Source organism: Streptomyces sp. STR69, assembly GCF_024519455.1.
GTDB lineage: Bacteria > Actinomycetota > Actinomycetes > Streptomycetales > Streptomycetaceae > Streptomyces.
The window spans coordinates 1-364 of sequence record NZ_JALJRY010000112.1 but is presented as its reverse complement, the minus strand read 5'-3'; the positions used below and the strand labels follow the sequence as shown (position 1 = coordinate 364).

Below are 364 nucleotides of genomic sequence, written 5' to 3'. Positions count from 1 at the left end.
ACTTCTCCAGTCAGCCGTCGGGGACGTATCGGACCTTCCAGGTGCCGTGGACCGGGTCCTGGCCGATTACCGCGCCGACCGCAGTGCGGGCGATCGACGGATCGCTGACGGCGGCCATCACGCACAACCAGGCCAGCGACGCGACCACGGTCACGCAGGCCGTTCAGACGACTTCCGCCCAGCGTTCCAACGAGCCTTCCGATCCAGTGGAGTTCACGACCCACTGGCGGGTGCGCGTCGACGCCCCGGCGGTCACCGCGACCCCGGCCGCGACGGCCACCGCGCCCGCGCCGGACGGGTGGAGCGCGCCGGTGTCGCACGGTCCCACCACGATCTGGTTCCCCCGGCACCTCACCACCGCCGA

Annotated in this window: 1 protein-coding gene; it reads right to left on the bottom strand. The window is 72.0% G+C overall.

The window, feature by feature from the left end:
* Positions 1-10: 10 nt before the first annotated feature.
* Positions 11-154 carry a hypothetical protein gene (locus OC490_RS49200; RefSeq protein WP_262064575.1) on the bottom strand — a complete coding sequence of 48 codons (144 nt, stop codon included), beginning with the start codon at positions 152-154 and terminating at the stop codon, positions 11-13.
* Positions 155-364 lie beyond the last annotated feature (210 nt).